This window comes from Streptomyces sp. NPDC005423 (assembly GCF_040606415.1).
Classification (GTDB): Bacteria; Actinomycetota; Actinomycetes; order Streptomycetales; family Streptomycetaceae; genus Streptomyces.
The window spans coordinates 81,482-106,591 of sequence record NZ_JBEXET010000014.1 but is presented as its reverse complement, the minus strand read 5'-3'; the positions used below and the strand labels follow the sequence as shown (position 1 = coordinate 106,591).

The following is a 25,110-nucleotide window of genomic DNA, read 5'->3' as shown; positions in this document are numbered from 1 at the left end:
GATACGGATGCGACGGCCCGCGTGCTCATGCCTTCACCAGCCCCTGCGCGTTCCCGCCCAGCGCCAGGTACACGTCCTCCAGGCTCGGGGTGGCCAGGGTGAAGTCGTCCAGGGCGGCGAAGGCGGCCCCGCCGGTCACCGTGGCGACGGCCACCCGGGCCTCCTCGGGGGCGAGCCGCAACGTCCAGCGGCGCCCCGACTCCACCGCCCGGTCCCGCAGCGCGGCCACCTCCGGCACCTCCAGCGGCGGCCGCTCCCGCCACACCAGCTCGACCCGCACCTCGCCGGCCACCCGCTCCTTGAGCCCGGCCGGGGTGTCGCAGGCGATCACCCGCCCGCTGTCCAGGACGGCGACCCGGTCGAGCACGGTCTCCGCCTCGATCACGTTGTGGGTGACCAGCAGCACGGTGGTGCCGCGCTCGGCCCGCCGCCGGTCGACCGCGGACCACACGGCTCGGCGGGCCACCGGGTCCATGCCGGTGGTGGGTTCGTCGAGCACCAGCAGCGGCCGTTCCCCGACGAGGGCGGCGGCGACACAGGCGAGCCGCCGCTGGCCGCCGGAGAGCTTCTTCAGGGGGCGGCCGGCGAGCGCGGTGAGCCCCAGTTCGTCGAGTACGGCGTCCCGCTCGGCCCGCGCCTGCCGCAGCTCCAGGCCGCGCAGCCGCCCGGTGGTCTCGGCGGCCAGCGACACGGTGAGTTCGTCCAGCGCGGAGGACTCCTGCCCGAGATAGGCGAGGATGCGCGCGGCCCGCTCCGGGTGGAGCACGATGTCGTGGCCGAGGATCTCGACGCTGCCGGCGTCGGGCCGCATCAGCCCGGTGAGCTGGCGGACGAGGGTGGACTTGCCGGCGCCGTTCGGCCCGAGCAGTCCGAAGATCTCGCCCCGGCGGATGTCCAGCGTCACCTCGTCGGTGGCCCGCACCTCGGGGGTGCCCGGAGCGCCCCGCCGACCCCGTACCGGCGGATAGATCTTGGTCAGCCCGCGCGCGGCGCACACGACGTCAGCCGTGTGCCGAGGTGCCTGTCCCGCGCGCGTACTCACAAAGGACGAGAGTACGGGGTGCCCGACTCCGCCTGAAATCCAACCCCGCCCCGCACGTGCCTCACTCGGCGGCGGGCGCGTGCTCGGCTGCGGTGCGGACATCGATCTCGCGCCAGAAGCCGGCCCGGATCGCGTACCGGTCGTGCTCGTCGATCTGGTCGTCCTTGTGGGCGAGGAGTCCGAAGCGGGCCGCGTACCGCAGCAGCTCGCCGTCGATGCGGTGCGGGATCCGCGGATACATCCCGGACAGCTTCTGGAGGTGGCCCTGGTCGCCCAGCCGGCCCATCCACCGGCGGGCGAAGACCTGGCCGACCTCGAACGGGTCGCCGCCGACCGTCGTGATGTCCTCCTCGCGGTCGGCCCAGCGCTGCTCGGCCGTGGTCAGCTGGGCGAGCGTCGGCATGGAGGCGACCTCGGGCGGCTCCGAGGCCGTGCCGGGCCGGTCCACCCAGCCCTTGTCGGAGGACCAGCGCAGGGTGGCGCTGGGCGGATGCGGGGCGGCGGGCTGGGCGGCGCCGGGGGCGCGCAGCGCGGCCAGGTCCTTCGGGGTGGGCACGCCCTTGGCGGCGGGGACCCGGTCCTGCGAGCCGTTCTCCGACTCCGGGTCGGGCGAGGTGTGCTCGCCCTCGTCGGCGGAGCGCTCGGGCGCCCGGCCGAGCGCGGACTCCGGCAGCGGCGCGGAGAGGATCGCCGCGATCTCGGGCCGGGGCGCGGGCGGCTGCGCGCAGACCCCGCCGAGGTCCTTGGGACGTACGGCCTTGGTGATCCAGGCCCGGTCCAGCACGCGCCGCTCGTCGGCCTCGGCGACCAGGTCCTCGGACTGGTTGTAGTCGCCGTCCGCGGCCTGCACGGCCCACAGGTGTACGGCGACGCCGTGCTCCTTGGCGGCCATCATGCCCGGCAGCAGATCCCCGTCACCGGTGACGAGCACGATGTCGGAGCAGGCGCGGTTGCGGGCCAGCTCGGTGAGCTCGGCGTGCATGGCGGCGTCGACGCCCTTCTGCGCCCAGCGGCCGTCGCTGCGGGTCAGGGCGCCGAGGCGGACCGTGACCCGGGGCATCACGCGCAGTCTGCGGTGTTCCGGCTGCGGGACGCGGTCGGGGGCGCCGTCGAACCAGTAGATGCGCAGCAGCGGCCGTTCGGTGTCGGACTCGGCGCGCTCACGCAGGCCCTGGACGAGGGCGGGGTGGTCGACGGTGATGCGGGAACGTGAGGGCTCTCCGGCAAGAAGACTGGCGGCGGCCCCCAGCAGATACCCGGCGTCCACCAGGACGATGCAGCGGTCCACGCGATCCACCCTCTTTCCGGGAGATTGCTTCGGGCTTGCTTGGAGTCTGCCCGACTGCGCAGGGGTTAACGGCCGGAACTCGATCATCGGCGTGGCGTATCGGGGACCGGCACGCCGACCAAGCCTGTCACATACGGTAATGATCCGAAATGCGCTCCCTGTCAGCCTATGTGAGTCTGGTCCCGGTCCTGGCCCCTAGATCCCCTTCAGGAGGCAGATCACCATGGCCAAGAACAAGAACCGTGACCGCAAACACGCCCCGGCCGAGCGCGGGCAGGAGCAGGCCCAGCCGTCCTCGATGACCAACCAGGCCGAGGAACGCATATCCCATGCGACCCCCAGCGACATGGCCCGCAAGGGCCGCGAGAAGCGCTTCGGTCACAACTGACAACCGTGCGGCGGTCGTTGAGACCTGAATCGCGTTGTTGAGACCCAGGCACACGCCGAGGGGCGCATCCGTCGACGGATGCGCCCCCCGGTCGTGCCGCTCGCTCAGCCGGCCAGGCAGGCCGGGCCGAGCAGTACCTTCAGGTCGCCGAAGAGGGCCGGGTCGGGTTTGACGCGGTGCCGGTCGAGGCGGAGCACGGTGGTCTTGCGCGGGCCCTGGAGCCGGATCCGGACCTCGCTGTCGCCCCGGTGGTGGGTGAGGATCTCGCCGAGGCGGCTGACCATCGGCGGGGTGACCCGGGTGGCCGGGATGGTGAGGATCACCGGCGCGTTGGTGCCCGCGTTGGAGAGGTCGGGGACCTGGAGCTCCATCGCGACCAGCCGCGGCACGTCCTCGCGCTTGTCGAGGCGGCCCTTGACGAACACCACGGCGTCCTCGACGAGTTGGGTCGACACCAGCTGGTAGGTGGCAGGGAAGAACATGCACTCGATGGAGCCGGCGAGGTCCTCGACGGTGGCGATGGCCCAGGCGTTGCCCTGCTTGGTCATCTTGCGCTGGAGGCCCGAGATGATGCCGCCGATGGTGACGACCGCGCCGTCGGCGTGCTCGCCCCCGGTGAGCTGGGCGATGCCCGCGTCGGCCTTGTCGGAGAGGACGTGCTCCAGGCCGAAGAGGGGGTGGTCGGAGACGTACAGACCGAGCATCTCCCGCTCCTGGGCGAGGAGGTAGGTCTTCTCCCACTCGTCCTCGGTGAAGACGACGTCGAGTCCGAAGCCGGGCTCGCTGCTCGCCTCGTCGCCCATCCCGCCGAAGAGGTCGAACTGGCCCTCGGCCTCCTTGCGCTTGACCTGCACCACGTTGTCGATCATGGGCTCGAACTGGGCGGTGAGGCCCTTGCGGGTGTGCCCCATGGTGTCGAAGGCGCCGGCCTTGATCAGCGACTCCGTGGTGCGCTTGTTGCAGGCGACCGCCTCCACCTTGTCGAGGTAGTCGGGGAAGGAGGCGTACTTCCCCTTCGCCCTGCGGGACTTGATGATCGACTCGACGACGTTGGTGCCGACGTTGCGGACGGCGGAGAGGCCGAAGAGGATCACGTCGTCGCCCTGGGCGGCGAAGTTGGACATCGACTCGTTGACGTCCGGCGGGAGCACGCGGATGCCCATCCGCCGGCACTCGTTGAGGTAGACGGCCGACTTGTCCTTGTCGTCCTTGACCGAGGTGAGCAGTCCGGCCATGTACTCGGCCGGGTAGTTCGCCTTCAGGTAGGCGGTCCAGTAGGAGACCAGTCCGTACGCGGCGGAGTGCGCCTTGTTGAAGGCGTAGCCGGCGAAGGGGACCAGCACGTCCCACAGGGCCTGGATCGCCTCGTCGCTGTAGCCGTTCTTCTTGGCGCCGGCCTGGAAGATGGTGAAGTTCTTGGCCAGTTCGTCCGGCTTCTTCTTGCCCATCACGCGGCGCAGGATGTCGGCCTCGCCGAGCGAGTAGCCGGCGATGATCTGGGCGGCCTTCTGCACCTGCTCCTGGTAGACGATCAGGCCGTAGGTGACCGCGAGGACCTCCTGGAGGGGTTCCTCCAGCTCCTTGTGGATCGGGGTGATCTCCTGGAGCTTGTTCTTGCGCAGCGCGTAGTTGGTGTGCGAGTCCATGCCCATCGGGCCGGGACGGTACAGCGCGGAGACGGCGGAGATGTCCTCGAAGTTGTCGGGCTTCATGAGGCGCAGCAGGGAGCGCATGGGGCCACCGTCGAACTGGAAGACGCCCAGGGTGTCGCCGCGCTGGAGCAGTTCGAAGGTCTTCGGGTCGTCGAGCGGCAGGCCCAGCAGGTCCAGGTCGATGCCCTTGTTGGACTTCACCATCTTGACGGCGTCGTCCATGATCGTCAGGTTGCGCAGGCCCAGGAAGTCCATCTTCAGCAGGCCGAGCGACTCGCACTGCGGGTAGTCCCACTGCGTGATGGTGACGCCGTCGGTGTGCCGCACCCAGACCGGGGCGTGGTCGACGATGGGCTCGCTGGACATGATGACGCCGGCGGCGTGCACGCCCATCTGCCGGACCAGGCCCTCGACGCCCTTGGCGGTGTCGATGACCTTCTTGACGTCCGGCTCGTTCTCGTACATCGCGCGGATCTCGCCGGCCTCGCTGTAGCGCGGGTGCGAGGGGTTGGTGATGCCGTCCAGGTCGATGCCCTTGCCCAGGACGTCGGCGGGCATCGCCTTGGTGAGCCGGTCGCCCATCGCGTACGGGTAGCCCAGCACGCGCGCGGAGTCCTTGATGGCGTTCTTCGCCTTGATCTTGCCGTAGGTGCCGATCATGGCGACCTTGTCGGCGCCGTACTTCTCCGTCACGTACCGGATCACCTCGACGCGCCTGCGCTCGTCGAAGTCGATGTCGACGTCGGGCATGGAGACGCGCTCGGGGTTGAGGAACCGCTCGAAGATCAGACCGTGCGGGATGGGGTCGAGGTCGGTGATGCCCATGGCGTAGGCGACGATCGAGCCGGCCGCGGAGCCACGGCCGGGGCCCACCGCGATGCCGTTCTTCTTCGCCCACATGATGAAGTCGGCGACGACGAGGAAGTACCCCGGGAACCCCATCTGGATGATGACGTCCATCTCGTACTCGACCTGCCGCTGGCGGTCCTCGGGGACACCGCCGGGGAAGCGGCGCTCCATGCCGAGGCGGACCTCCTCCTTGAACCAGGTGACCTCGGTGAAGCCCTCGGGGATGTCGAACTTCGGCATGAGGTTCTTCGCCTCGAACATGCCGGCCGTGTCGATCTGCTCGGCCACCAGGAGGGTGTTGGCGCACCCCTGCTGCCAGGCGTCGGAGGAGTCGATGGCGTACATCTCGTCGGTGGACTTCAGGTAGTAGCCGGTGCCGTCGAAGCGGAAGCGGTCGGGGTCGGAGAGGTTCTTGCCGGTCTGGATGCACAGCAGGGCGTCGTGGGCGGTCGCCTCGTGCGCGTACGTGTAGTGCGAGTCGTTGGTGACCAGCGGGGGGATGCCGAGCTTCTTGCCGATCTCCAGGAGGCCGTCACGGACCCGGTGCTCGATGTCGATGCCGTGGTCCATCAGCTCCAGGAAGTAGCGGTCCTTGCCGAAGATGTCCTGGTACTCGGAGGCGGCTTTCAGCGCCTCGTCGAACTGGCCGAGCCGCAGCCGCGTCTGCAGTTCGCCGGAGGGGCAGCCGGTGGAGGCGATGAGGCCCTCGGACCACTTGGAGATGGTCTCCTTGTCCATCCGGGGCCACTTCTGCAGCCAGCCCTCGGCGTACGCGTCCGAGGAGAGCTTGAAGAGGTTGTGCAGGCCCGTCGCGTTCGACGCCCAGATCGTCTTGTGCGTGTAACCACCGGAGCCGGAGACGTCGTCGCGCTTCTGGTGCGGCTGGCCCCACTGGATCTTGCGCTTGTTGCGCCGGGACTCGGGGGCGACGTACGCCTCGATGCCGATGATCGGGGTGACGCCGGCCTTCTTCGCGGTGTGGAAGAAGTCGTAGGCCCCGTGCAGGTTGCCGTGGTCGGACATCGCGATGTGGGTCATGCCCATCTCGTTGCACGCGTCGAACATGTCCTTGAGCCGCGCGGCACCGTCCAGCAGCGAGTACTGGGTGTGGACGTGCAGGTGCGTGAACGGCGGCTTTGACACGGCTTGGCCTCCATGGGAAACGCTCGGCGACAGGCTGCGGACAGTCTGGGGGACAGGAGCAGATCCTATGCCTCGGCACTGACGGACGACGGGCACTCCCGGGTACCTTCGGGCGTTGCAAGAAGACGGACGGCCGTCCGGAGACCACCGCGCACCCGTCCCCCACGTCACGCACGACCCCGCACCAGGAGGCACCCAGCGATGTCGGTTCCGCAGCTCAACGACGAGCACCGCGGCGAGGAGATCCTCGCCGTCTTCGACACCGCGTTCGGCGAGCTCCTGGCCGCCGACCCGGCCGCGTTCCGCGTGAAGTTCCGGAAGATGGCGGCCTCGGCCTTCGCGTTCTACCGGGGCACCGCGGCCCTCTTCTACCACGACCAGGACGCCGAGAAGCGCGGCGGCCCGTACCTCGACGAGCGCACCTCGCGGGTGTGGATCCACGGCGACCTGCACGCGGAGAACTTCGGCACGTACATGGACTCCAACGGCCGCCTCGTCTTCAACGTCAACGACTTCGACGAGGCGTACGTCGGCCCCTTCACCTGGGACCTCAAGCGCTTCGCCGCCTCGGTCGCCCTCATCGGGTACGCGAAGGCGCTCAGCGACGAGCAGATCACCGGCCTGGTGACGCTCTACGCGCGCGCCTACCGCGAGCGGGTGCACGCGCTGGCGACCGGCGCGAAGAGCGACGAGGTGCCGCCGTTCACCCTGGACAGCGCCCAGGGGCCGCTGCTGGGGGCGCTGCGCGTCGCCCGGTCGCTGACCCGCTTCGAGCTGCTGGACTCGATGACCGAGATCCGTGACTTCGAGCGCCGCTTCGCGCCCGGCGGCGGCGCCATCGAGCTGGACGCGGCGACCCGCTACAAGGTCCTCGCCGCCTTCGACGGCTATCTGGAGACGCTCCCGGACTCCTCCCTGGACCGCCCCGACTCCTACCGGGTCAAGGACGTCGTCGGCCGCCGCGGCATCGGCATCGGCTCGGCCGGGCTGCCGTCGTACAACATCCTCCTGGAGGGCAACAGCGACGCCCTGGAGAACGATGTGGTGATCTACATCAAGCAGGCCCAGACCCCGGCCGTCTCCCGGCACATCACGGACCCGGCGATCCGGGAGTACTTCCAGCACGAGGGCCACCGCACGGTGATCTCCCAGCGCGCCCTCCAGGCCCACGCCGACCCGTGGCTGGGCTGGACCGAGCTGGACGGGTCGGGCCAGCTGGTCGCCGAGGTCTCCCCGTACGCGGTGGACCTGGACTGGAGCGACATCGACGACCCGGAGGAGATCGGCGCCGTCGTCGCCGACCTCGGGCGGGCCACGGCCACGATGCACGCGGCGGCGGACGACCAGTCCGGCGAGTCCCTGGTGCCGTTCTCCACCGAGCGGGCCATCGACGCGGCGATCGCGGCCGACGAGGAGGGCTTCGCGGGCCTGCTCGTCGACTTCGCCCACGCCTACGGCGCACGCGCGCGTGCCGACCACCAGATCTTCGTGGACCTGTTCCGCAACGGCAGGATTCCGGGTCTGTAACCATCCGCGCGCTCACAGGAACCCTTTAGGGGTCTCCTACGGGAGCACGTGACACACTCTCCTCCGCTATGGACATATCCGGGATCCAGCTCAGAGCCGTACGCGCGGCACTGTTCACGGCACTGGTCGTGACGCTCAGCAGCGCGTCGCACGTGCTGCTGTCCCGGGTCCCCCTGCCGCTGGGCACGGTGGCGGCCGTCGCCGCCGCCGTGTACCTGCCCGCCTTCGCCCTCGCCGGCCGGGAGCGCGGCTTCGGACACATCGCGGCGCTGCTCATCCCGCTGGAGCTGACCGCCGACACGGTCTTCACCACCGGCCAGCACGCCTGCTACGGCCGGGTCGGCGGCCCGGTCGCCGGCCCGCTGCACTCGGTCGGCCTGGACGTGCTGTGCAGCGGCGGCGGGGTCGGCACCTCGCTGGCCCGGGTCACCGACGACCCCTCCCGCACGGCCGCGCTGCTCGCGCACGCCGACCCGACCGCCGCCTGGCTGCTGCTCGGCGCCCACCTCGGGGTCGGGCTGCTCGCCGCCGCGTACCTGCGCCGGGGCGAGCGCGCCCTGGCCGGGCTGCTGCGCGCGGCCACCGCGGTCACCTTCCGGCCGCTGCTGCTCGCCGTCGCCGCGGTGGCGGTACGCCGCACCTCGCCCGTACGGCGGCTGCCGCGTCCCGCGCGGCGCGGGACCGCCGCCCGTGAGCGGCTGCTGGTGCACTCCCTGGGACGGCGTGGACCGCCGTGTTCGGTCGCCGCGGTCTGAGGCACTCTCCCGCACCCGAGCACATCCAAGTCCCCCACACGTATCCGCGCGCGTCCTGCGTGCGCGTCCCCGATGGAGATCACCGACATGAGCAAGCGGAACAGCGCGGCGTCGAAGACGGCGGCCCGTGAGCGGCTGCGCCTGGAGCGCGAGCGTCAGGCCAAGAAGGCGAAGGTCAAGCGGCAGGTCATCGTGGCCTGCTCGGTCGTCGCGGTCCTCGCGGCCGCCGGCGGCATAGGTTACGCGGTCGTCCAGGCCAACAAGCCCAGCTACTGGTCGGGCCTGAAGGACGCCACGGTGGTCGCGCCCGCCAACACCACGGGCACGAAGGGCACCACCGTCGTCATCGGCAAGTCGACGGCCAAGAAGACCCTCAAGGAGTACGAGGACCCGCGCTGCCCCGTCTGCGCGCAGTTCGAGCAGACCGTCGGTTCGACCGTGAAGAAGGACCTCGACGACGGCAAGTTCAAGATCCAGTACATCGGCGGCACGTTCATCGACAACCACGACGACGGCGTGGGCTCCAAGAACGCGCTGAGCGCCCTGGGCGCCGCGCTGAACGTCAGTCCCGACGCGTTCGTCGAGTACAAGACCGCGCTGTACTCGACGAAGTGGCACCCGGAGGAGACGACCGACAAGTTCAAGGACGACAGCTACCTGATCAAGGTCGCCGACACCGTCTCCGCGCTGAAGGGCAACACCAAGTTCCAGAACGCGGTCAAGAAGGGCACTTACGACGCCTGGGCGATGGCCATGTCGAAGACCTTCGACACCAACAAGGACGGGGTGACGGGCACCCCGAGCTTCGTCATGGACGGCAAGACGCTCACCGCCGACAGCCAGGGCAACCCGCCCATGACGGTGGCCGACTTCACCAGGGTGGTGGACGCGGCCCTCAAGGGCTGAGCCGACGGCCGCACGAAGAGCGGGCGAACTTTTCCGAGTTCGCCCGCTTCTCTCCGTACCGATCAGTAACCTGATCGTCCGTGACCAGTCGACTCAGATCAGTCAAGTCCTCCGAGGGTGTCAACTCCCTTGCGCCAAGCCGCCGTTCGGTCGTCAAGGCCGCGGCCGCCGGCGCCGTCCTGGCCGGCCCCCTCGCCGCCGCCCTCCCCGCCCGCGCGGCGGACCAGGCCCCGGCCTTCCTGCACGGCGTGGCCTCCGGCGACCCGCTGCCGGACGGCATCCTCCTGTGGACCCGGGTGACCCCCGCCGCCGAGGCGACGCCCGGCTCGGGGCTCGGCCCGGACACCGAGGTGAGCTGGACCGTCGCCCGGGACCGGGCGTTCACGGACGTCGTCGCCCGTGGCTCCCTCACCGCGACCACCGCCTCCGACCACACCGTCAAGGCGGACATCCGCGGCCTGGAGCCCGCCACCGACTACTGGTTCCGCTTCTCGGCCGGCGGCACCGACTCCCCGGCGGCGCGCACCCGCACCGCGCCGGCGGCGGACGCGAGCGTCGCCGGGCTGCGCTTCGGCGTGGTCTCCTGCGCCAACTGGGAGGCCGGCTACTTCTCGTCGTACCGCCATCTCGCCGCCCGCGGCGACCTCGACGCCTGGCTGCACCTCGGCGACTACCTCTACGAGTACGGGTCCGGCGAGTACGCGGCGCGCGGCGCGGTCGTCCGGCCGCACGCGCCGGCGCACGAGATCATCACGCTCGCCGACTACCGCACCCGGCACGGGAAGTACAAGACGGACCCCGACCTTCAGGCGCTGCACCTGAAGGCGCCGGTCATCGCGATCTGGGACGACCACGAGTTCGCGGACAACTCCTGGTCCGGCGGCGCCGTCAACCACACCGAGGGCGCCGAGGGCACCTGGACCGCCCGCCAGGCGGCCGCCAAGCAGGCCTATTTCGAGTGGATGCCGGTCCGCCCGGCGATCGCCGGCACCACCTACCGCAGGCTGCGCTTCGGCAAGCTCGCCGATCTCTCCCTGCTCGATCTGCGCTCCTTCCGCTCGCAGCAGGCGGCCTCGGGCAGCGGTACGGTCGACGACCCGGACCGTACGATCACCGGCCGGGCCCAACTCAACTGGCTGAAGGCCGGGTTGACGGCGTCCGACACCACCTGGCGGCTGGTCGGCAACTCGGTGATGATCTCGCCGTTCGTGATCGGCTCCCTCCCGGCCGACCTGCTGAAGCCGCTCGCGAAGCTGCTGGGCCTGCCGCAGGACGGCATCGGCCTCAACACCGACCAGTGGGACGGCTACACCGACGACCGCCGCGAACTCCTCGGCCACCTGCGGGCGAACGCGATCGGCAACACGGTCTTCCTCACCGGTGACATCCACATGGCATGGGCCAACGACGTGCCGGTCGACGCCGGTACCTACCCGCTCTCCGCGTCCGCCGCCACCGAGTTCGTGGTCACCTCGGTGACCTCCGACAACCTCGACGACATCGTGAAGGTCCCCGAGGGCACGGTCTCCGCGATCGCCGCGCCGGTCATCCGGGCCGCCAACCGGCACGTCCACTGGGTCGACACCGACCACCACGGCTACGGCGTGCTGGACATCACGGCCGACCGCGCGCAGATGGACTACTACGTCCTCTCCGACCGTACGTCGGCCACCGCCACCTCGTCCTGGCAGCGGTCGTACCGCACGCGCTCCGGCACCCAGAAGGTGGAGCGGACGTACGACCCCGTGTGACCGGGGGATGTGACTAGAGGCTGTCCAGGAAGCCGAGCGCCACCCGCCAGGTGGCCTCGGCGGCCTCCTGGTCGTAGTCCGGCAGACCGGGGTCGGTGTACAGGTGGCCGGCCCCGGCGTACCGGTAGACCTCGACGTCGGTCCCGGCCCTGCCCATCTGGAGGTACCAGGCGCTCAGCCAGTCGTCCGTCTCGAACGGATCCGGCTCCGCGACATGCAGCTGCACCGGCAGGCCGTCCGCCGAGGCGTTCGCCGCGATGTCCGACGTGCCGTGCAGGAGCAGCAGGCCGCGCGCCTTCTCGTCGCCGAGGGCGAGGGTCTGCGCGACGGACGCGCCGAGCGAGAACCCGGCGTAGACGAGGCCCCGCTCCGAGTAGGGCGCGGCGGCGAGCACGGCCCGCCTGAGCAGTTCGTCCTTGCCGGTCCCGGTGGCGAAGGCCATGCCCTCCTCGACCGTCTCGAAGGCGCGCCCGCCGAAGAGGTCGGGGGTCCACACCTCGTGGCCCGCCGCGCGCAGCCGGTCCGCCGCCTCCCGCACCGCGGGCCGCGGACCGAGCGTCGAGTGGAAGAGCACGATGTTCATGGAGCCATCGTGCCAGTACGGTCGGACGCATGGAGAACGTACTCCGCCCGCTGATCGTCGTCGGCGGCTCTGTCGTCCTCACGTTGCTGATCGGCTGGGCCACCGACCTGTTGCTGCGCAAGGCGGACGCACGGCACGGCGAGACCCCCCTGTGGGGTCTGCTGCGCCGTGCCCGCGTCCCCTACCAACTGGTGCTCTGCGCCGCCCTGTTGAGAGGCTCGTACGACCAGGCGCAGCTGCTGGAACGGCACCGGGTCGGGGTCGGGCGCACCCTGACCCTGGTACTGATCGGGTCCGCCGCCTGGCTGGTGATCCGCATCGCCGCGGCGATCGTCGAGACGTCGTACTGGCGCTACGCGCGCGTGCACCACGATCCGGCCCGGGTACGCCGGGTCCGTACCCAAGTGTCTTTGATCATGCGGGTGGTGGCGGCCGTCGTCGGGGTGGTGGCGGCGGCGGGGATGCTGCTGACCTTCCCGGCGATGCGCGCGGCCGGTGCCTCGCTGCTGGCCTCGGCCGGCATCCTCGGCATCGTCGCCGGTGTGGCCGCCCAGTCCACACTGGCCAACCTCTTCGCCGGGCTGCAGATCGTCTTCGGCGACATGGTGCGCATCGGGGACACCGTGGTGGTGGACGGCGAGTGGGGCACCGTCGAGGAGATCACCCTCACTTTCCTGACGGTACGGACCTGGGACGAGCGCCGGATCACCATGCCGGTGTCGTACTTCACGTCCAAACCGTTCGAGAACTGGTCGCGCGGCACCCCGGAGATGACGGGCATCGTCTACTTCCAGGTCGACCACTCGGCCCCCGTCGACGCCATGCGCGAGCAGCTCCAGGACATCCTGCGCGCCTGCCCGGCCTGGGACGGCCGCGGCTACGGCCTGGTCGTCACCGACACCACCCCCAACACCATGGAGGTGCGGGCCCTGATGACCGCGAAGGACGCGGACGACATCTGGACGGTCCGGGTCACCGTCCGGGAGCAGATGATCCGCTGGCTGTACCGGGACCATCCCTACGCCCTGCCCCGGGTCAACACCGCGGACGCGGCACCGCCGCCGCGCCCCGGCGGCTCCTCTTCCAACGGCGCCGGCCCCCGCCCGGCCCGCGCACCCCAGGGCGGGAGTGAAGGCGAAGGCGGGGGCGAGGGCGGCGACTGAGACGCCTGACGCGGGTCAGTGCCCGCGCTCGGCACCGCCGTTGACCTGGATGACCTGCGAGGTGACGTGGCCGGCGGCCGGGGAGGCCAGCCAGTGCAGGGTGGCGGCCACGTCACCTGGGGTGCCGGCCCGCCCGGTCGAGGTGTCGCGGATCATCCGCTCGCGCCGGGCAGGGTCGATCCGCGGCCCGAAGAACCCGGTTTCCTCGATGTACCCGGGCGCCACCACGTTCACGGTGATCCCGCGCGGCCCGAGATCCCGCGCCAGATCATGGGCGTACGGGTGCAGCGCGGCCTTGGCCCCGCCGTACGCCCCGCTGCCCGACCCCCGGTAGGCGGCGATGGAGCTGACGAAGAGGACCCGGCCGCCCGGTTCGGCGAGCCGCGCGCGCAGGGCCTCGGTGAGCAGGGCGGCGCTCAGCGTGTTGATCCGGAAGTTGACGGTCCAGTCGTGCGCCACGGCGTCCAGCGGATCGCCGCTCGCGGCACCCGGCTCCAGGGAGCCGTTGCCGCCGGCGCTGTGCACCAGGACGTCCACGGTCCCGAACCGCTCGGCGACCAACCGTTCGACGCCCCGCGCCACCTCCGGTTCGCTGAGGTCACCGGCGTGGGTGAGGGCCCCGGGCACCCCGGCCTCGGCCAGCACCTCGGGCCGGCGCCCGAGCAGCAGCACCCGGTCCCCGCCGTCCGCGAAGACCCGCGCCACGGCGAGCCCGATCCCCGTTCCACCACCACTGATCACGACGTTGCGAGACATGGGGCCGAGCGTACGCAGCCGGAGGCCACCGCGCGCGGGAACCGGGACCGGGACCGGCGGTCAGCGCAGGCTGCGCACGTCCAGGTGGCGCAGGACCCGGTCCACCACCTCGGGGTTCGCCCCGGGCTCGCTGCGGGCCGCGAGCACCTCGTGGCGGGCCGCGCTCATCATCTCGCCCTGGATGCGCCGGATCCGCTTCAGTCTCCGGGCCCGCTGGTGGTGGGCCGCCCGGCGCTCCTCGTCCCCCATGTCGGGGCTGATCCGCACCCCGATGTCGAGGGCCCGGCGCAGCATCTGCTCGGACAGCTCGTCGGGGAGTTCCTCGACGGCCTCGATCTCCTTCAGGCGGGCCTTCGCCGCCTTGGCGGCCCGGACCGCCAGGGTCCGTTCGAAGGCCTGCTCGGCGTCGGTGTCGGCCCGCACCCCGAGCCGTCGTACCAGCCAGGGCAGGGTCAGCCCCTGGATCACCAGCGTCGCCATGATCACCCCGAACGCGATGAACACGATCTCGTCCCGGTCCGGGAACGCCGCCCCGGAGTCGGTCTTCAGCGGGATGGCCAGCGCCAGCGCCACCGAGGCCACCCCGCGCATCCCGGCCCACCACATGACGACCGTCTCCCGCCAACTGGTCGGGATGTCCTCGTCGTAGTCCCGTTTCGCGTGCAGCCGTTTGGTCAGCCAGGTCGCCGGCAGCAGCCAGGCCAGCCGTACGAGCACCACCACGGCCACGATCGCGGCCGCCCAGCCGAGCAGCTCGCCCCAGCGGCCGGCCGCCGTGCGCAGCGCGTTGTGCAGCTCCAGTCCGATCAGCCCGAAGGCGACTCCGGTGACGAGCGTGTCGACGACGTCCCAGAAGGTGTAGCCGGCGAGCCGGGTCAGCACGTCGTCGGCGCCGATGGCGAACTCCGCGAGGAACAGGGCGGTGGTGAGCACCGCCAGCACACCCGACCCGTGCAACTCCTCGGCCAGCACGTACGAGGCGTACGGCACGAGCAGGGTCAGCCCGATCTGCAGGGTGGCGTCCCCCAGCAGGTCCATCAGCTTGTTGGCGCCCCAGCCCAGGGCGAGCCCCACGGCGACGGCGACCACCGCGGACAGCACCAGGTCGAGCCCGGCCCGCCACGGTGAGAAGGTGCCGCTGACGGCGGCGGCGATCGCCACGTGGTAGAGCACGATCGCCGTGACGTCGTTGAACAGGCCCTCGCCCTCCAGGATGGAGACCAGCCTGCGCGGCAGCCCCAGCTGTCCGGCGACGGCCGTGGCCGCGACCGGGTCGGGCGGGGCGACCAGCGCGCCGAGGGCCACGGCGGCGGCGATCGGCAGCCCGGGCACGATGGCGCTCGCCACCGCTGCCACCACCAGCGTCGTGACGAAGACGAGCGCCACGGCCAGCAGGAAGATGGGCCGTACGTTGGCCGTGAACTGCCGCCAGGAGGTGCGCCGTACGGCCGCGTACAGCAGCGGCGGCAGCAGTCCGGGCAGGATCAGCTCGGGCGGGATGCTCACGTTCGGCACGAAGTCGATGATCGCGAGAACGATCCCGAGAAGGGTCATCAGCACCGGGGCGGGCAGCTTGAGCCGCTCTCCGACCGGGACGCTCACCACGGCCCCGAGCAACAACACGAACAACAGGGCCAACTGATCCACGGTCAACGCTCCGGCGGGATATCGACGTTCACACAGCGGAGTCCAAGCGTGCCACGCCCCCCGCGCACCGGCCTCTTCGGCGCCCGCCCTACAGGGCGCGCCGCATCGCCCGGTGCGGGATCCCGGCGTCCGGGAACTCCGGTCCGTACGCCTCGTAGCCCAGCCGCCGGTAGAAGCCGAGCGCGTGGGTCTGGGCGTGCAGGTCCACGGCGGTCAGGCCACGCGCGCGTGCCGCCTCCTCGACGGCCCGCACCAGCGCCACGCCGACGCCCAGCCCGCGCGCCTCCTTCGCCACGGCCAGCCGCCCCAGGGAGCCCACGGTCGGGTCCCCGCCGGTCCTCGCGGCGGCGGCCCCGCCGTGCAGCAGCCGCCCGGTGCCGAGCGGCTCCCCGTCCTCGCGGACCGCCAGGACGTGCGTCGCCACGGCGTCGTACGCGTCGTACTCGATCTCCTGGGGGACGCCCTGCTCGACGACGAAGACCTCCTCGCGGACCGCGAGACAGGCCTCGCGGTCGGCGGGATCCTCGGCGACACGCACGGCGTACGCGTACGGTGCCGGGCTCACGCGTAGGTCTCCTCGCGGACCCGGTCCAGGGCCTGGCGCAGGTCGTCCGGGTACTCGCTCGCGAACTCGGCCCACTCGCCGTCCCCGGGGTGCTCGAAGCCGAGCCGTACGGCGTGCAGCCACTGGCGGGTCAGGCCCAGGCGCTTGGCGAGCGTGGGATCGGCGCCGTAGGTCAGGTCGCCGACACAGGGGTGGCGGTGGGCGGCCATGTGGACACGGATCTGGTGGGTGCGGCCGGTCTCCAGCTTCACGTCGAGGAGGGAGGCCGAGCGGAACGCCTCGATCAGGTCGTAGTGCGTCACGGAGGGCTTGCCCTCGGCCGTGACCGCCCACTTGTAGTCGTGGTGGGGGTGGCGGCCGATCGGGGCGTCGATGGTGCCGCTGGTCGGATCGGGGTGGCCCTGGACCAGGGTGTGGTAGCGCTTGTCGACCGTGCGCTCTTTGAACTGGCGCTTGAGCGAGGTGTACGCGCGCTCCGACTTGGCGACGACCATCAGCCCCGAGGTGCCGACGTCGAGCCGGTGCACGATGCCCTGGCGCTCGGCGGCGCCGGACGTGGAGATGCGGTACCCGGCGGCGGCGAGACCGCCGATGACGGTCGGGCCGCTCCAGCCGGGGCTGGGATGGGCGGCGACCCCGACCGGCTTGACGATCACGACCACGTCGTCGTCGTCATGGATGATCTCCATGCCCTCGACGGGCTCGGCGACCACCTGGACCGGGGCGGGCGCCGGTGGCATCTCGACCTCCATCCAGGCCCCGCCGTGGACCCGCTCGGACTTCCCGACCACCGAGCCTTCGACCGAGACCTTCCCCGACGCAGCCAACTCGGCGGCCTTCGTACGGGAGAAGCCGAACATGCGGGAGATGGCGGCGTCGACACGCTCGCCCTCCAGGCCGTCGGGCACGGGCAGGGTACGGATCTCGGGAATGAAGCTCACCCGTCGAGTATGCCGGACCGGCGCGAGCCCCCCGACCGCGCCTGTGGACAACTCCGCGGACGCGGTGCCTCAGTCCCGGTGGACGGTGCCGTCCGGGTCGAGGCCGCGGAAGGAGAGCAGCACGATCAGGATGCCGCCGCACACGATCGCCGAGTCGGCGAGGTTGAAGACCGCGAAGCCCTTGGGGGCGATGAAGTCGACGACCTCGCCCTGGAAGATGCCGGGCGAGCGGAAGATCCGGTCGGTGAGGTTGCCGAGCGCGCCGCCGAGCAGCAGGCCGAGCGCGATCGCCCAGGGCAGGCTGTGCAGCTTGCGCGCCAGCCGGGCGATCACCACGATCACGGCCGCGGCGATCATCGTGAAGATGACCGTGAAGGCCGCGCCGAAACCGAAGGCGGCACCCGGGTTGCGGATCGCGTTGAGCTCCAGCCAGTCACCGATCAGCTCGACCGGCGCGTGGTGCTCCAGCCTGGCGACCACGAGCAGCTTGCTGACCAGGTCGAGGCCGTACGCGAAGGTCGCCACCGCGAAGAGCACGGCGATCCGGCGCTTGCCCCTGGGCCGCTGGGCCGCCGCGGTCTCCTCCCGCTCCTCCCGCTCCTGCCCGCCCCGCTCCGCGTCCGGAATGTCCGGCGTACCGATGATGCGCTCCGCCTCTGCCACGTGAGTCCCTCGACCTAGGTACCTGACTGGGGACGAGACTACGGCACACCCCGGGGCACGCACATGTGCCGGTCTAGGAGCGGCGTTCCTGCTTCTGCTTGCACTCGACGCAGAGGGTGGCCCGGGGAAACGCCTGCATGCGGGCCTTGCCGATCGGGTTGCCGCAGTTCTCGCAGAGGCCGTAGGTGCCCGCGTCGAGCAGTTGCAGGGCGTGCCGGGTCTGGTCGAGCATCTCGCGGGCGTTGGCGGCGAGCGCCATCTCGTGTTCGCGCGTGATGTTCTTGGAGCCGGTGTCGGCCTCGTCGTCGCCCGCGCCGTTCCCGGAGTCGCGCATCAGGCCGGCGACCGCCTCCTCGGAGGCGGCGATCTCGGCGCCCAGCCGCTCCACCTCGGACCGCAGTCCGGACCGCGCCTCCTCGACCTCCTCGGGCGTCCAGGGGTCCTCGCCGGGGCGCACCGCCAGTTCGCCGGGCTCCGCCGCGGCGATCCGGGCCTTGGGGAGGGGGGACTTGGCCGCCGTGGCCGTGCCAGGGGTCTTCTTCGCAACCACGGTCGTGGCTCCCGTCTGCTCCGCGGCCCGCGCCGCGCCCGCGTTCTTGGCCGTGCTCTTCCCGGCCGCACGTTGTGTACCTGTCTTGGTGCTGCTGGCGCTCGTGGAGCGCCTGGCAGCGGATTCGGCCGCGCTCTGGGCCGTGCTCCCGGCCGTGCCCTTCGGGGGCTTCTCCGGGGCGGCGGCGGCCTGCTTGCCCGCTCGTTCCACCGCCGCCGTCGTCTTCCCGGTCACCTTCTTGGCCACCTTCTCGGCCACCTTCTTGGTCACCGTTTTCCCCGCCACCGCCTTCTTGGCCGACGTTCTCCCGGCTGCCGCCTTCCCGGCACCCTCCCCCTCATCCGCGTTCGCCGCCTTCCCCGCGTTCGCCACCTCCGCCGTTTCCACCGTTTCCGCCGTTTCCGTCAAAGCAGCCGCCTTCTTGCCGGCGGCCGTCGGGGCGGTCTTCGTGGTCGCCGATCTCGTGGCCGCCTTCTTCCCGTGCACGTTCTTCGCCGGGCCGCCGGACGCACGGGTGGGCCCGGACGCCGACTGCTGTTCGGCGGTCTTCTTCGCCACCATGGCCGCGGCCCCTTCACATTTTGTGATCTTGCTCGCGAATCCTGCTGGGACGATAAATCGACTTCCGTCCCGCGGCAACGGGGCACGCCGCCCGCCGCAACCGCCCCGCGGGTGCGGCGCGGCGGATTCTCATCCGTTGTGCCCAGCTCCCCGCCGGGTAATCCGCCGTACGGGACGCCCCGGAACTCCGGCCCGCCCACCCCGCCGTACGGGTCGCCTCGCGCCCGCCGGGGCCCCGGCGGAGGGCTCCGGAAAACCGGTCGGCCGCTGTCGGCGCGGCGCCGTACACTGGGCGCAGCGAGAAGCGTGGATGGGGACGAGTAGCGGCGTACGCAGCCCAGAGCGACCCGGGGACGGTGGAAGCCCGGGGGCGAGCGCGACGTGAAGATCACCCCGGAGCCGCCGGAAGAAAGCCGCAGCACACCAGCCGCGGCGAGTAGACCCGGTATCGCGACCCCAATGAGGGGGCTCATCGGCGCGGGATGCGCCGGCGGGCCAAGGAGGGTGGTACCGCGGGAGCGCGCCGAAGCCGGCGTACGCACAGTCGTAGCTCTCGTCCCTCCGGACGGAAGGCAGAAAGTCCGCCGGAGGAAGCTCGCTGATGACAACGCCGACATACCGCCAGGTGCCCGCCCAGGTCGACCTGCCCGCGCTGGAGCACGCCGTGCTCGACTTCTGGCGTGAGCAGAAGATCTTCGCCAAGACCCTGGACCAGTCCGAGGGCCGCCCCGAGTGGGTGTTCTACGAGGGCCCGCCCACGGCGAACGGCATGCCGGGCGCCCACCACATCGAGGCCCGCGTCTTCAAGGACGTCTTCCCCCGCTTCCGCACCATGCGCGGCTACCACGTGGCCCGCAAGGCGGGCTGGGACTGCCACGGCCTCCCGGTCGAGCTGGCGGTCGAGAAGGAGCTGGGCTTCACCGGCAAGCAGGACATCGAGGCGTACGGCATCGCCGAGTTCAACGCCAAGTGCCGGGAGTCCGTGACCCGGCACACCGACGCCTTCGCCGAGCTGACGACCCGCATGGGGTACTGGACCGACCTCGACAACCCGTACCGCACGATGGACCCCGACTACATCGAGTCGGTCTGGTGGTCCCTCAAGGAGATCTTCGACAAGGGGCTGCTGGTCCAGGACTACCGCGTCGCCCCCTGGTGCCCGCGCGACGAGACGGGCCTCTCGGACCACGAGCTGGCGCAGGGCTACGAGACGGTCGTCGACCCGTCCGTCTACGTCCGTTTCCCCCTCACCTCCGGTCCGCTGGCCGGCCGGGCCGCCCTCCTGGTGTGGACCACCACCCCCTGGACGCTCGTCTCCAACACCGCCGTCGCCGCGCACCCCGGTGTCAGCTACGTCGTGGTGACCAACGGCGAGGAGCGGCTGGTCGTCGCCGAGCCCCTGGTCGGCAAGGCGCTGGGCGAGGGCTGGGAGAGCACCGGCGAGACGTTCACCGGCGCCGAGATGGAGCGCTGGACGTATCAACGCCCCTTCGAACTGGTCGAGTTCACCGAACCCGCCCACTACGTGGTCAACGCCGAGTACGTGACGACCGAGGACGGCACGGGTCTGGTCCACCAGTCCCCCGCCTTCGGTGAGGACGACCTCAAGGTCTGCCGCGCCTACGGCCTGCCGGTGGTGAACCCGGTCCGGCCCGACGGCACCTTCGCGGCGGAGGTCCCACTGGTGGGCGGCGTCTTCTTCAAGAAGGCGGACGAAAAGCTCACCGAGGACCTCAAGGAGCGCGGGCTGCTCTTCAAGCACGTGCCGTACGAGCACAGTTACCCGCACTGCTGGCGCTGCCACACCGCGCTCCTGTACTACGCGCAGCCGTCCTGGTACATCCGCACCACGGCCGTCAAGGACCGCCTCCTGGAGGAGAACGAGGGGACCAACTGGTTCCCGGAGACGGTCAAGCACGGCCGCTTCGGCGACTGGCTGAACAACAACATCGACTGGGCGCTCTCCCGCAGCCGTTACTGGGGCACCCCGCTGCCGATCTGGCGCTGCGCCGACGACCACCTCACCTGTGTCGGCTCCCGCGCCGAACTGACCGAGCTGACCGGCACCGACCAGTCCGAACTGGACCCGCACCGCCCGTACATCGACGACGTCACCTTCGCCTGCCCGCAGTGCGGCGAGACGGCCACCCGCGTGCCCGAGGTCATCGACGCCTGGTACGACTCGGGTTCGATGCCGTTCGCGCAGTGGGGCTACCCGTACAAGAACAAGGAGCTGTTCGAGAGCCGTTACCCGGCGCAGTTCATCTCCGAGGCGATCGACCAGACCCGCGGCTGGTTCTACACGCTGATGGCCGTCGGCACCCTGGTCTTCGACAAGTCGTCGTACGAGAACGTGGTCTGTCTGGGCCACATCCTCGCCGAGGACGGCCGCAAGATGTCCAAGCACCTGGGCAACATCCTCCAGCCGATCCCGCTGATGGACCAGCACGGCGCGGACGCGGTGCGGTGGTTCATGGCGGCGGGCGGTTCGCCGTGGTCGGCCCGCCGGGTGGGCCACAACACCATCCAGGAGGTCGTCCGCAAGACGCTCCTCACCTACTGGAACACGGTCGCCTTCCAGGCCCTGTACGCCCGCACCGCCGACTGGGCGCCGAGCGCGGCCGACCCGGCCCCCGCCGACCGTCCGGTCCTGGACCGCTGGCTGCTCTCCGAACTCCACGCCCTCACCGACCAGGTGACACAGGCGCTGGAGTCCTACGACACCCAGCGGGCCGGCAAGCTCCTGTCGGCGTTCGTCGACGACCTCTCCAACTGGTACGTACGGCGCTCCCGTCGGCGTTTCTGGCAGGGCGACAAGGCGGCCCTGCGCACGCTGCACGAGGTCGTGGGGACCGTGACCCAGCTCATGGCCCCGCTGACTCCGTTCATCACCGAGCGGGTCTGGCAGGACCTGGTGGTGCCGGTCACCCCGGACGCCCCCGAGTCCGTCCACCTGTCCTCGTGGCCGGAGGCGGACCTGTCCGCCATCGACCCGGAGCTGTCCCGGCAGATGGTGCTCGTCCGGCGGCTGGTGGAACTGGGCCGGGCCACGCGCGCGGAGTCGGGCGTCAAGACGCGCCAGCCGCTGTCGCGGGCGCTGATCGCGGCGACCGGCTTCGACTCCCTCGACCGGGAGCTGCACGCGCAGATCACGGAGGAGCTGAACGTCGAGGGGCTCGCGTCCCTGGGCGAGGTCGGCGGCTCGCTGGTCGACACGACCGCGAAGGCCAACTTCCGCGCGCTGGGCAAGCGGTTCGGCAAGCGCGTCCAGGAGGTGGCGAAGGCCGTCGCCGACGCGGACGCGGCCGCCCTCTCCCTGGCCCTGCGTGAGGGCACGGCCTCGGTGCAGGTCGACGGCGAGACGGTCACCCTCGCTCCGGACGAGGTGATCATCACGGAGACCCCGCGCGAGGGCTGGTCCGTGGCGTCCGACTCGGGTGCGACGGTCGCCCTCGACCTGGAGATCACGGCGGAGCTGCGACAGGCGGGCCTGGCCCGTGACGCGATCCGGCTGATCCAGGAGGCCCGCAAGAACAGCGGCCTGGACGTCGCCGACCGGATCGCCCTGCGCTGGACGTCGACGGACCCGGCCGTCATCGCCGCGCTCTCCGCGCACGCGGCCCTGATCGCCGACGAGGTCCTCGCGACGGACTTCGGCCAGGGCGAGGCGGACGACTCCTACGGCGCCCCGTTCACGGACGAGGGACTGTCCCTGGTGTTCCGACTGCGCAAGGCGTAGCCACCGCTACGGAGGCCCGGGTCCGCCAACTCGCGTGGCGGACCCGGGCCTTCGTCGTCGCGGAGACCGACGCGGCAGCACCCGCCGTACGCCCCGCCGCACGTGCGGGGAACGGGCACGGCAAAAGGGCGGGGCCCCGGATCGAAATCCGGGGCCCCGCCCTGAACGCTGCCGACGCCTGTGGCGTACTAGAGGCCGTCAGTTGTCGTCCTCGTCGATCAGGAACCCGCGCATCGGCGAGGGCGCCTGACCCATGGGCGACGGGCCCTGCGGCCGGACCGGAGCCATCGGCTGGGTCATGGCCGGGGTCATCTGCTGCTGGCCGCCGTAGGACGGACCGGCCTGCGGCGGGCCGCCCATCCCCTGGTTGCCGCCGCCGTACGACGGGGCGCCGGCGCCGGCCGGAGCCATCGAAGGCGCCGGGGACGGCGGCAGCGACGCGGTCGCCGGAGTGCGCGGCGGAGCCAGCGAGTCGTCGGCCTGGGTCTCCAGTTGACGCAGCTGCGACTCCAGGTAGGACTTCAGCCGCGTGCGGTACTCGCGCTCGAAGCCACGCAGGTCCTCGACCTTGCGCTCCAGCGTGGCGCGGGCGGACTCCAGGGAGCCCATCGCGACGCGGTGCTTCTCCTGCGCGTCCCGCTCCAGGGCGTCCGCCTTGGCTCGGGCGTCCCGCTCCAGACCCTCGGCGCGGCTACGGGCCTCGCCGACGATCTTGTTGGCCTCGGAACGGGCCTCGGCGATCGCCTGGTCGGCGGTCTGCTGGGCGAGCGAGAGGACACGGGCCGCGCTGTCGCCGCCGGGTCCCTGACCGGGCATGCCGCCCATGGGACCGCCCATGTGCTGCTGCATGGGCTGACCGCCCATCTGACCCTGGCCCATGGGGCCTTGGCCCATCTGACCCTGACCCATCGGGCCTTGGCCCATGGGGCCCTGACCCATCTGCCCCTGGCCCATGGGGCCTTGGCCCATCTGACCCTGGCCCATGGGGCCTTGGCCCATGGGGCCTTGGCCCATCTGACCCTGGCCCATCGGGCCCTGGCCCATCTGACCCTGGCCCTGCTGGCCACCCTGGCCCGCGGGCAACTGCGGGGCACCGCTCGGCAGCTGGGGCGGGCCACCCATGGGGCCACCCATCTGCTGCTGCGGCGGGCCCGATATGCCGGCGGGCACCGGGGCGCCGGGGCCTCGCATCCCCTGCTGAGGCATGCCCTGCTGGGGCATCCCCTGCTGCGGCATTCCTTGCTGCGGCATCCCCTGCTGGGGCATGCCCTGTTGCGGCATTCCCTGCGGAGGCATGCCCTGCTGAGGCATACCCTGCTGCTGGTCCTGTTCCGGAGGCTTGCGCATGTTCTGCTGGTTCTGGGCAGCGGCGCGCGTGGCCGCTGCCAGTTTGGCGCGCAGGTCCTCGTTCTCGCGGAGCAGTCGCGTCAGTTCGGCTTCGACCTCATCGAGGAAGGCATCGACCTCGTCCTCGTCATAGCCTTCTCGGAGGCGGACGGTCGTGAACTGCTTGTTCCGCACGTCCTCGGGGGTCAACGGCATCTCTTCACCTCAACGTAGTCGTCGGCATTCGGCAAGACCGTATCGTTCACAGCCGGCTCACGACGAAGACCAGGATGTAGACGATGATCATCAGTACGAAGAAGGACAGGTCGAGCGCCACGCCCCCGAGACGCAACGGCGGGATGACCCGCCGTAGAAGCTTGAGCGGTGGATCAGTGACAGTGTAGGTGGCCTCCAGAACGACCACCATCGCCTTGCCGGGTTGCCATGAGCGGGCGAACTGGAAGACGTAGTCCATGACCAACCGGAAGATGAGCACGATGAGAAAGCACATCAGCGCGATGTGAATGACATCCAGAACCACGCTCATGACCCGCGCTTCCCTCTCCCCTGATCCGTGCGGCAGTACCGATGTTCCGGTGGTCTGTCTCAGCTCTGGTTGAAGAACCCGCCCTCTGCGATACGGGCCTTGTCCTCCGCCGTGACATCGACGTTAGCAGGCGACAACAGGAACACCTTCTGCGTCACCCGCTCGATGCTGCCGTGAAGACCAAACACCAGACCGGCCGCGAAGTCGACAAGTCGCTTCGCGTCCGTGTCGTCCATCTCCGTCAGATTCATGATCACCGGGGTGCCTTCACGGAAGTGTTCCCCGATGGTACGGGCCTCGTTGTAGGTCCGGGGGTGGAGCGTGGTGATGCGGTACGGCTCCCTTTCCGACACGACCTTGGGCATGATCACCGGTGCGTTCTTCTCCAGGGACTGGCGTTCTTGTGTGATGGATGCCACGGGCGCGATTCGCGCCGGACGCCCGGATTCCGCGGGTAGCGAAGCGGAATGGGAGACCGGGTCGCGAGAAACCGGCGGCTGCACCACTCGTACCGGTTCGTCCCTCGCGGACTGGTGCGGGCCGTGTGCCGAGTGGGACGGCTCGTGCCGTCGACGGTCACGCTCGGGCTCCGGGTCCAGTTCGGGTTCGAAGTCGTCATCGGGGTCGAAGCCCCGGCCGTCGTACCCATCGTCCTCCACGAGGCCGAGGTAGACCGCCATCTTGCGCATCGCGCCGGCCATGCTCTGAGTCCTCCGCTCTGTGGTGGATCGGCTGACGACTGCCAAGTGCCCGCGATCCACGAGGTCG

The 25,110-nt window shown here is 70.8% G+C and carries 20 protein-coding genes; 7 read left to right on the top strand and 13 right to left on the bottom strand.

Going from position 1 to position 25,110, the window contains the following annotated elements; translation table 11 throughout:
• Window positions 1-25: 25 nt before the first annotated feature.
• Both ABZT12_RS17455 and ABZT12_RS17450 read right to left on the bottom strand, forming a co-directional pair.
• The gene (locus tag ABZT12_RS17455; protein WP_356384602.1) at window positions 26-997 is read right to left on the bottom strand and encodes an ABC transporter ATP-binding protein; all 972 of its coding nucleotides are present in this window, start codon (window positions 995-997) and stop codon (window positions 26-28) included.
• A 106-nt stretch (window positions 998-1,103) separates the two neighbouring features.
• Window positions 1,104-2,330: an NYN domain-containing protein gene (locus ABZT12_RS17450; protein ID WP_356384427.1), complete on the bottom strand. Its 1,227-nt coding sequence runs from the start codon at window positions 2,328-2,330 to the stop codon at window positions 1,104-1,106.
• 223 nt (window positions 2,331-2,553) lie between these two features.
• Here ABZT12_RS17450 and ABZT12_RS17445 point away from each other — a divergent pair, with 223 nt between their 5' ends.
• A complete protein-coding gene (locus ABZT12_RS17445; protein ID WP_356384424.1) occupies window positions 2,554-2,718 on the top strand; it encodes a hypothetical protein in 165 nt (54 codons plus the stop codon).
• Between the two features lie 104 nt (window positions 2,719-2,822).
• Here the strand turns inward: ABZT12_RS17445 and dnaE are convergent, their stop codons facing one another.
• Window positions 2,823-6,362, bottom strand: a complete 3,540-nt coding sequence (gene dnaE / locus ABZT12_RS17440) for a DNA polymerase III subunit alpha (protein WP_356384421.1) — start codon at window positions 6,360-6,362, stop codon at window positions 2,823-2,825.
• Window positions 6,363-6,563: 201 nt separating this feature from the next.
• Between dnaE and ABZT12_RS17435 the strand changes: the two genes are divergently transcribed.
• The 4 genes from ABZT12_RS17435 to ABZT12_RS17420 all read left to right on the top strand — a co-directional run bounded on the left by ABZT12_RS17435 (window position 6,564) and on the right by ABZT12_RS17420 (window position 11,301).
• Entirely contained in the window at window positions 6,564-7,889 is a 1,326-nt protein-coding gene (locus tag ABZT12_RS17435; RefSeq protein ID WP_356384418.1) for a DUF2252 domain-containing protein, read from the top strand.
• A gap of 68 nt (window positions 7,890-7,957) precedes the next feature.
• Window positions 7,958-8,644 (top strand): hypothetical protein, encoded by a 687-nt coding sequence (locus tag ABZT12_RS17430; protein WP_356384415.1) that lies wholly within the window; start codon window positions 7,958-7,960, stop codon window positions 8,642-8,644.
• A gap of 87 nt (window positions 8,645-8,731) precedes the next feature.
• Entirely contained in the window at window positions 8,732-9,550 is an 819-nt protein-coding gene (locus tag ABZT12_RS17425) for a thioredoxin domain-containing protein (RefSeq protein WP_356384412.1), read from the top strand.
• Between the two features lie 80 nt (window positions 9,551-9,630).
• Window positions 9,631-11,301: an alkaline phosphatase D family protein gene (locus tag ABZT12_RS17420; RefSeq protein ID WP_356384408.1), complete on the top strand. Its 1,671-nt coding sequence runs from the start codon at window positions 9,631-9,633 to the stop codon at window positions 11,299-11,301.
• A 13-nt stretch (window positions 11,302-11,314) separates the two neighbouring features.
• On the opposite strand, the gene ABZT12_RS17415 is transcribed toward ABZT12_RS17420, so the two are convergent.
• The gene (locus tag ABZT12_RS17415; RefSeq protein ID WP_356384405.1) at window positions 11,315-11,884 is read right to left on the bottom strand and encodes a dienelactone hydrolase family protein; all 570 of its coding nucleotides are present in this window, start codon (window positions 11,882-11,884) and stop codon (window positions 11,315-11,317) included.
• 29 nt (window positions 11,885-11,913) lie between these two features.
• Here ABZT12_RS17415 and ABZT12_RS17410 point away from each other — a divergent pair, with 29 nt between their 5' ends.
• Window positions 11,914-13,047 (top strand): mechanosensitive ion channel domain-containing protein, encoded by a 1,134-nt coding sequence (locus tag ABZT12_RS17410; RefSeq protein ID WP_356384402.1) that lies wholly within the window; start codon window positions 11,914-11,916, stop codon window positions 13,045-13,047.
• A 15-nt stretch (window positions 13,048-13,062) separates the two neighbouring features.
• Here ABZT12_RS17410 and ABZT12_RS17405 read toward each other — a convergent pair whose 3' ends face one another.
• The 6 genes from ABZT12_RS17405 to ABZT12_RS17380 form a co-directional block, all read right to left on the bottom strand.
• Complete coding sequence (locus ABZT12_RS17405; protein WP_356384399.1) at window positions 13,063-13,803, bottom strand: SDR family oxidoreductase; 741 nt, start codon at window positions 13,801-13,803, stop codon at window positions 13,063-13,065.
• 60 nt (window positions 13,804-13,863) lie between these two features.
• On the bottom strand, window positions 13,864-15,450 hold the full coding sequence (locus ABZT12_RS17400) for a Na+/H+ antiporter (RefSeq protein WP_356384396.1): 1,587 nt from the start codon (window positions 15,448-15,450) through the stop codon (window positions 13,864-13,866).
• 88 nt (window positions 15,451-15,538) lie between these two features.
• Window positions 15,539-16,015 carry a GNAT family N-acetyltransferase gene (locus ABZT12_RS17395; RefSeq protein ID WP_356384393.1) on the bottom strand — a complete coding sequence of 159 codons (477 nt, stop codon included), beginning with the start codon at window positions 16,013-16,015 and terminating at the stop codon, window positions 15,539-15,541.
• Window positions 16,012-16,956, bottom strand: coding sequence for an RluA family pseudouridine synthase (locus ABZT12_RS17390; protein WP_356384390.1), 945 nt, complete (start codon window positions 16,954-16,956; stop codon window positions 16,012-16,014). The genes ABZT12_RS17395 and ABZT12_RS17390 overlap by 4 nt, the downstream gene beginning before the upstream one ends.
• Before the next feature lie 69 nt (window positions 16,957-17,025).
• Window positions 17,026-17,619 (bottom strand): signal peptidase II, encoded by a 594-nt coding sequence (gene lspA / locus ABZT12_RS17385; protein WP_356384387.1) that lies wholly within the window; start codon window positions 17,617-17,619, stop codon window positions 17,026-17,028.
• A gap of 73 nt (window positions 17,620-17,692) precedes the next feature.
• A complete protein-coding gene (locus ABZT12_RS17380; RefSeq protein ID WP_356384384.1) occupies window positions 17,693-18,730 on the bottom strand; it encodes a TraR/DksA C4-type zinc finger protein in 1,038 nt (345 codons plus the stop codon).
• A gap of 601 nt (window positions 18,731-19,331) precedes the next feature.
• On the opposite strand from ABZT12_RS17380, the gene ileS reads away from it, so the two are divergent.
• Window positions 19,332-22,469 (top strand): isoleucine--tRNA ligase, encoded by a 3,138-nt coding sequence (gene ileS / locus ABZT12_RS17375; RefSeq protein WP_356384381.1) that lies wholly within the window; start codon window positions 19,332-19,334, stop codon window positions 22,467-22,469.
• 198 nt (window positions 22,470-22,667) lie between these two features.
• Here the strand turns inward: ileS and ABZT12_RS17370 are convergent, their stop codons facing one another.
• From ABZT12_RS17370 to sepF, 3 genes are read right to left on the bottom strand one after another with little or no spacing between them, the layout of a single operon-like run.
• Window positions 22,668-24,011 carry a DivIVA domain-containing protein gene (locus ABZT12_RS17370; RefSeq protein WP_356384378.1) on the bottom strand — a complete coding sequence of 448 codons (1,344 nt, stop codon included), beginning with the start codon at window positions 24,009-24,011 and terminating at the stop codon, window positions 22,668-22,670.
• 46 nt (window positions 24,012-24,057) lie between these two features.
• Window positions 24,058-24,342, bottom strand: coding sequence for a YggT family protein (locus tag ABZT12_RS17365; RefSeq protein ID WP_356384374.1), 285 nt, complete (start codon window positions 24,340-24,342; stop codon window positions 24,058-24,060).
• A 59-nt stretch (window positions 24,343-24,401) separates the two neighbouring features.
• A complete protein-coding gene (sepF, locus tag ABZT12_RS17360) occupies window positions 24,402-25,043 on the bottom strand; it encodes a cell division protein SepF (protein WP_356384371.1) in 642 nt (213 codons plus the stop codon).
• Between the last annotated feature and the right edge of the window lie 67 nt (window positions 25,044-25,110).

What these genes read in the sequence shown, in the direction of transcription:
- ABZT12_RS17445 (WP_356384424.1), top strand. Translation starts at nt 2,554, where the DNA reads ATGGCCAAGAACAAGAACCGTGACCGCAAACACGCCCCGGCCGAGCGC.
- ABZT12_RS17435 (WP_356384418.1), top strand. Translation starts at nt 6,564, where the DNA reads ATGTCGGTTCCGCAGCTCAACGACGAGCACCGCGGCGAGGAGATCCTC.
- ABZT12_RS17430 (WP_356384415.1), top strand. Translation starts at nt 7,958, where the DNA reads ATGGACATATCCGGGATCCAGCTCAGAGCCGTACGCGCGGCACTGTTC.
- ABZT12_RS17425 (WP_356384412.1), top strand. Translation starts at nt 8,732, where the DNA reads ATGAGCAAGCGGAACAGCGCGGCGTCGAAGACGGCGGCCCGTGAGCGG.
- ABZT12_RS17415 (WP_356384405.1), bottom strand. Translation starts at nt 11,884, where the DNA reads ATGAACATCGTGCTCTTCCACTCGACGCTCGGTCCGCGGCCCGCGGTG.
- ABZT12_RS17410 (WP_356384402.1), top strand. Translation starts at nt 11,914, where the DNA reads ATGGAGAACGTACTCCGCCCGCTGATCGTCGTCGGCGGCTCTGTCGTC.
- ABZT12_RS17405 (WP_356384399.1), bottom strand. Translation starts at nt 13,803, where the DNA reads ATGTCTCGCAACGTCGTGATCAGTGGTGGTGGAACGGGGATCGGGCTC.
- ABZT12_RS17380 (WP_356384384.1), bottom strand. Translation starts at nt 18,730, where the DNA reads ATGGTGGCGAAGAAGACCGCCGAACAGCAGTCGGCGTCCGGGCCCACC.
- ileS (WP_356384381.1), top strand. Translation starts at nt 19,332, where the DNA reads ATGACAACGCCGACATACCGCCAGGTGCCCGCCCAGGTCGACCTGCCC.
- ABZT12_RS17370 (WP_356384378.1), bottom strand. Translation starts at nt 24,011, where the DNA reads ATGCCGTTGACCCCCGAGGACGTGCGGAACAAGCAGTTCACGACCGTC.
- ABZT12_RS17365 (WP_356384374.1), bottom strand. Translation starts at nt 24,342, where the DNA reads ATGAGCGTGGTTCTGGATGTCATTCACATCGCGCTGATGTGCTTTCTC.
- sepF (WP_356384371.1), bottom strand. Translation starts at nt 25,043, where the DNA reads ATGGCCGGCGCGATGCGCAAGATGGCGGTCTACCTCGGCCTCGTGGAG.